This is a genomic window from Psychrobacter sp. AOP31-B2-9, assembly GCF_052378005.1.
Classification (GTDB): domain Bacteria; phylum Pseudomonadota; class Gammaproteobacteria; order Pseudomonadales; family Moraxellaceae; genus Psychrobacter.
In genome coordinates this window covers 22,787-29,271 of the sequence record NZ_JBQSXG010000032.1, presented here as the reverse complement: position 1 = coordinate 29,271, position 6,485 = coordinate 22,787, and the positions used below count along the sequence as shown (strand labels likewise).

The 6,485-nt window shown below is 44.6% G+C and carries 5 protein-coding genes; 1 reads left to right on the top strand and 4 read right to left on the bottom strand.

Annotated elements, in window-relative coordinates:
• Window positions 1-201: 201 nt before the first annotated feature.
• From ACT3SX_RS05715 to ACT3SX_RS05705, 3 genes are read right to left on the bottom strand one after another with little or no spacing between them, the layout of a single operon-like run.
• Window positions 202-996: an SDR family NAD(P)-dependent oxidoreductase gene (locus ACT3SX_RS05715; RefSeq protein WP_192992180.1), complete on the bottom strand. Its 795-nt coding sequence runs from the start codon at window positions 994-996 to the stop codon at window positions 202-204.
• Window positions 997-999: 3 nt separating this feature from the next.
• Complete coding sequence (locus ACT3SX_RS05710; RefSeq protein WP_226945109.1) at window positions 1,000-2,007, bottom strand: NADP-dependent oxidoreductase; 1,008 nt, start codon at window positions 2,005-2,007, stop codon at window positions 1,000-1,002.
• 34 nt (window positions 2,008-2,041) lie between these two features.
• A complete protein-coding gene (locus tag ACT3SX_RS05705) occupies window positions 2,042-3,847 on the bottom strand; it encodes an acyl-CoA dehydrogenase (protein WP_442069696.1) in 1,806 nt (601 codons plus the stop codon).
• A gap of 173 nt (window positions 3,848-4,020) precedes the next feature.
• On the opposite strand from ACT3SX_RS05705, the gene ACT3SX_RS05700 reads away from it, so the two are divergent.
• Entirely contained in the window at window positions 4,021-5,043 is a 1,023-nt protein-coding gene (locus tag ACT3SX_RS05700) for a GlxA family transcriptional regulator (RefSeq protein WP_192992182.1), read from the top strand.
• A gap of 42 nt (window positions 5,044-5,085) precedes the next feature.
• On the opposite strand, the gene ACT3SX_RS05695 is transcribed toward ACT3SX_RS05700, so the two are convergent.
• Window positions 5,086-6,390, bottom strand: coding sequence for an LD-carboxypeptidase (locus ACT3SX_RS05695; RefSeq protein ID WP_192992183.1), 1,305 nt, complete (start codon window positions 6,388-6,390; stop codon window positions 5,086-5,088).
• Window positions 6,391-6,485 lie beyond the last annotated feature (95 nt).

Below are 6,485 nucleotides of genomic sequence, written 5' to 3'. Positions count from 1 at the left end.
TTTTAAAAAACGGCTTGTATACGATTCAAGTGTGAAGTTCGGATTTTTATCTTTGATACGCATCACCTATTATGCAGAAACAATATGTATAAAAGATAAAATCTGTTTAGGTCTCAACTATTTAGGTTTAAACATAGGTAATCATTATGATATACCACAATGATTACCTACGCTCATAAGTAAATAACTCATGACTGACTATTAGGCCAACATACCACCATCTAAGGTAAAGGCATGACCGTTCATAAAGCTGCTCTCATCGCTAGCAAGCCATGCAATCGCATTAGAGATCTCATTGACATTTCCTAATCGGCGTAACGGGCTGGCTTTGATCGTTGCTTGCTGCGTACGCTCATCCATCGTTGCCATCGTATTGCGTACCATAGGGGTATCGATAAAGCTTGGGCATACCGCATTGAAACGGATATTGGCGCGGGCATATTCATGGGCAGCAGATTTAGTAAGACCCATCACCCCATGTTTGGCCGCACTATAAGCTGAAATCATCGGCGCTGAACGCAGACCTGCAATAGACGCCACATTGATCACATGACCACCACCATTAGGTAGCATACAATTGACGGCGGCACGCATACAATGCCAAACACCTTTTAAATTCACAGCGATATTGCGATCAAACTCTTCTTCACTCAGCTCATGCATTGGGGATGGCTTGTGATCGATACCAGCGTTGTTCACCACCACATCCAGACCGCCAAGCGTTTCTACTGCATAGTCGAACAGCGCACGCACTTCATCACCACAGGTCACGTCTACCTTTTTGAAGACGACACTATTGCCAGCGTCTTGGCCTTGTTTGGCAACCGCCTCTCCCATCTTTTCTGCCATATCACCGATCACGACTTGTGCGCCGCGACTGGCTAGTAATAACGCGCTTGCTGCGCCGATACCCGAGGCGCCGCCCGTGATTAAAATTCGTTTACCAGCCACATTACTAGCCACATCTGATGCAATTCCGTTTGTATTCAGTGTCATGATCTATCCCTCTACCTTAAGTACCAGTTTGCCAAAATTTTCACCGTTAAAGAGCATCATTAGAGTATCAGGGAACCTCTCGATACCTTCAACGATATGGTCTTTCACTTTCATATCACCTGATTGAATCCAGCCAGCGATGTCTTTCATAGCGATTGGATATTCTTTGATATTATCAAAGACAACGATGCCTTCCATACGGGCACGGTTTACGAGTAATGATAAATAATTCGATGGGCCTTTTACTTCTGAGGTGTTGTTATACTGACTAATCGCACCGCAAATAACGATACGTGCATGCAGATTAATCTGGGTCAGTACGTCATTTAGGATATCACCGCCTACATTGTCGAAATACACATCGACGCCGTCTGGACAGGTTTTCTTCAATGCTTTTTTGACATCTTCGTTTTTGTAATCAATCGTCGCATCAAACCCAAGCTCATCGACTAAAAATTTGCATTTCTCAGCGCCGCCCGCGATACCAACGACTCGGCAGCCTTTAATTTTGGCAATCTGACCGACCAAACTACCCACCGCACCAGCAGCGCCAGAGACGACCACGGTCTCGCCTGCTTTTGGCTGACCTGTTTTTATCAGACCGAAATATCCTGTCATACCTGGCATACCGAGTACGCCCAAGTAATAAGGCAAAGGCGCTAGTTTTGGATCAACTTTATACAGATTAGCACCATCACTGACGGCATAGGACTGCACGCCATCGTGACCTGCGACATAGTCACCCACGGCAAATTTCTCATGCTTACTTTCAATCACCTCGCCTACAGTACCAGCGCGCATGACATCACCAATCTGTACCGGTGCGATATAAGATTTGGCATCGTTTAGCCAACCACGCATCGCCGGATCGATAGAGATGTATTCGACCTTGATCAGTAGCTGACCATCGGTAATCGTCGGTATTTCCGTCTCGGTATAGTCCCAAGTTTCAGCGCTTGGCGCGCCAACAGGTCTTGCTTTTAGTCGCCATTGTTTATTTATCATTGTCATGTCTCTTTCCTTAGAGTTGCTTTTAGAGTCGTCTTTAGAACCAATCTGTTTGCATATCAGTGCAAACCGAGTTGGTGTTGGTTAAAATTTCAATGTCACGTTTAACTAACGGTAGTTCCCAATCGATGAAGTATTTAGCCGCTTGTATTTTGCCTTTATAAAAATTCTGCTGCTCAATATCTTGCGTCGTACTTAATAGCTGTTCAGCTTTACTGGCTTGGCGAATCCAAATCCAGCTCAGTACAATTGAAGCAAAAATGTTCATCAGCGCTTGAGCATTACCAGTTAAAGTTAGAGCTTCTTCTGTCTGTAGAACTTTGCCTAAATGCACGAGCACTTCATGTAACTGATCCATATAAGGCATCAGCTTACCTGCAAGCTGTGCGCTCTCAGGCGTAGTGATACGTTCTAAATCTTGCGTAATCTCACGTTTTAGAATTTGAATACCAAGACCACCTTTTTGCCATAATTTACGAAATGACAAATCTAATGCCTGCACACCGTTTGTGCCTTCATGGATAGGGTTTAGGCGATTGTCGCGCCAAAACTGCTCGGCGTGATATTCACGCGTATAGCCCGCGCCGCCCAATACTTGAATACCTAAGTCATTGGCTTTTGGACCATACTCAGATGGCCACGCCTTTAATACTGGGGTTAGCAAATCTAATAGTTCAGTTAGATCATTTTTTAGTGTTTCGTCTTCACAAGTATTGATACGGTCAATTAGGTTTGAGCCGTATAAGCACAATGAGATACCACCTTCAGAGTAGGCTTTTTGCGCCAATAGCATGCGCTTTACATCACCATGATTGATGATGGCGGTGGCCGCATCTTCAGGTTTATTGTTCGGGGCAATTCGACCTTGAGTTCTGTCTTTAGCATAATCAAGTGAGTACTGATAACCACGATAGCCAACCATCGACGCGCCAAAACCAACTGCGATACGTGCCTCGTTCATCATTTTAAACATATAGCGCAAGCCGAAATGTGCTTCTCCGATCAGGTAACCATGGCAGTCACCTTCGTCACCAAAGCTCAGTGCCGTAGAGGTCGTACCTCTATAGCCTAGCTTATGAATCAGCCCTGTTAGATGTACATCGTTGCGTTCGCCGACTGATGCATCTTCGTTTAAACGATACTTTGGGACGGCAAATAAAGAGATGCCTTTAACACCGCCAGGACCACCCGGGATTTTGGCCAATACTAAGTGGACGATATTATCAGACAGCTCATGATCACCGCCTGAGATATAAATCTTGCTGCCTTTTACGCGGTATGTACCATCGTCTTGTTTTACCGCCGTGGTTTTGATATCAGCAAGCGATGAGCCAGCGTGCGGCTCTGTTAATGCCATCGTGCCCGTAAACTCACCTGTCAACATACGCGGCATAAAAGCAGTTTTAATCTCATCACTGGCAAAGTGTGAAATGACATTAATCGCAGCAGTGGTCAAGAATGGATAAGCAGTGGTTGATGGGTTGGCTGCCATAAAGTAGCCTGCCACTGCCGTCATTACTGTTTCAGGTAGCTGCATGCCGCCATCTTCAAAGCGATAACGACCAGCGATAAAACCAGACTCACGGAACGCATCAAAAGCGACTTTGACATCATCTATCATGCTGACCTTTTTGCCATCAAACTGTGGCTCGTTTTTATCGGCAATATGGTTGTGTGGCAAAAATAAATCTGTCGCAATCTTATTTGCCGTTTCTAACACAGCATCGAATGTCTCGCGGTTGTGTTCTGAAAACTTTGCATGCTCAGTAAGTGATTCTGTACCTAGTACATCATACAACTGAAAGGGTAATTCAAAATCATTGAGGAGGGTATCTGCGGCCATAATATTCTCATTAACTGATTAAATTTGGTTATCAATCGATATTAATCTAATTTAACGCCTTACCGTATTGTCATTTATGACATAATTATGGTCAAATAAGACATACATCTAGAAATATTTAGCAAACAAACACCTTTTTTGGACAAAACCCATCACAGGAGTCGCAAACGCCCATGCCTTACTTCAAACCTTTTAAAGTCATTATTTTGGGATTCGATGGTGTGCTTGGCAGCGCCTTGACAGGTGCCTTAGATATCTTTTCATTTACTGGAGTCAGTTGGCAGCGATTCTTGGATGAACCTGTAGAGCCCAGATTTGATGTGCAGATTGCAAGCTTAGGGGGTGCTGATATCAGGTGTAGTAATCGCTTAATCATGCAAGCACATTGCGACATTCAAAACATAACTGAATGCGATTTATTATTAATTCCGACTATTGGTGATTCAATCGATAAAGTATTGAGCCGAAATGCAACGTTAATACCGCATTTAAAACGATTGGCAGACACGAAGTCAGATATTGCTAGCAACTGTAGCGGTGCTTTTTTTCTAGCTGCTGCTGGGTTATTAGATAATAAGGTAGCGACCACTCACTGGGGCTATGCGAGTAAATTTAAGGCAGACTTTCCGTTGGTTGACTTACAAGAGAATCAGTTTGTCACCCAATCAAAAGGCCAGTCAGCAGACCAATCAGGCAATATTTTTTGTGCGGCGGGCGGTAGTGCTTTTTATGATTTAGCATTGTTATTGATTGAACGATACTGTGGGCGTGAGGTGTCTACCCAAGTAGCAAAGACTCAGATTATCGATAGCAAAAGAGGCAATCAGAACAGTTATACCAATGTGACGTTACACAAACCACATTCAGATCAACTGGTTAAGCAGGTACAAGAGTTCATTGAGCAAAACTTCCAACAGCCGCTTCAAATCAGTAGCTTGGCGGCAATGGCTAATATCACGCCACGCACATTGAACCGGCGCTTTCAGTCTGCTGTGACCATGCGACCCATTGAGTATATTCAGGCCGTCAGAATTGAACAAGCAAAACGCTTACTAGAGTTGGGGGATGTGACGATAAAATCACTGGCTGACCAAGTCGGCTACGATGATATCTCTTCATTCACCCGCTTATTTAAGCGCGCAACTGAGCTGACACCAAAAGAATATCAAGAAAAGTTTTCTCGGTTGGCGATTTAACACGGTTCTTTAATGGCTAACTTTATAGGGTTTGTCTAATGCCTAAACCGCTTGCCACAATCCTTCGACATGGATAGCTTCTGCTTTGATGGTTGGATAGTCAGTAAATGCCAACTGATAGCCGCCAGTTGTATTTGGTGTAAGCTGACAGGTTGCTCCAAGAGGAAAGCTGCGCTTTTGTCCAATATGACCAAAGCTCATACCACTATAAATAGGCAATCCTGTTAATTTATGCAACTGACGCACCACGGTAGCAGCATCATAACGTTTGTCATAGCTATCCTCTCCTATACCAGACAATGCACCAAACACAATGGCCTGCTGGTTTTTGAACACGCCAGCCAAATACAGATCATATAGCATGCGCTCAATACGATACGCTTGCTCACCGACATCTTCTAAAAACACAATACCGCCATCAATACGTGGTAAATACTCACTACCTGCCAGCGCTGACACCACACTCAGATTACCACCCCAAATAGTACCCGTTAATGGTTTTGGCTCACCCTTTGTCAATATGGCAGGAAGCTGCTGACTGGTTAACGCAGCATCTCGTATAGTAATGGTTAGGTTAGGATTGGTTAATGCGTCCACAAATTTCTGACAGCTGACTTGGTCAGGTTGGGTCTTGCCAAACTCGCTATAGAGCATCGGCGCAGCAAGCGAGCTCATGTTACCCTTTGCCAATAATGCGCACTGAATAGCGGTCACATCACTAAAGCCTGCGAGTATCGTACCGCGCTCCGACATGATACGCCCAAGTGTCGACCAGTCCACCATAGGTAATATGCGCATGGCACCATAGCCACCACGGACGCCCAATAGCAGCTTAGGTGCCGCAATAGCACCAGTCGCGATGTTTTGCAGATCACTGGCTCGCTGCGAGTCGGTTCCCGCAAAACGCAGATACTGACGATTGGTAATCACTGGATTATTGACCTTGAAACCTGCACATGCCATACGTTCTAGTGCCAATTGGATACGGTCTTTACTACCACCGACGTTTGAGCTGGCAAACAGTCGTGTCTCAATCGTAGGCGCGATACAGCTTGTCTGTGTCGATGATATTCGCGCTAGTGAATCATCAGCCGTTAGCGTAGACGGTAGGTCATCTTTAGTGAGTTGTGTGCTACTAGAAGACTGTGTACTACTAGAAGACAATGTGCCAGAATCTAACGTATCAGAAGCCAATGCTTGAGTAATACTGTGCGTCGCTAATAACCCTACCCCTGCACTCACGCCAGCTTGACGCAAAAACTGGCGACGGTTCAATCCAGATTTCGTTTCAATCGCCGTATGACCATTTTTATTATCATCTGTTAGTGATTGTATTTTGGCGCTCATATCTCGCTACTACCTTATCATTTTTGTTTTTATATACTGGTAAAGCCATCTTTATCTTTGCCGCTTACTGGCTTAAAGCACATAGCCGTATATTG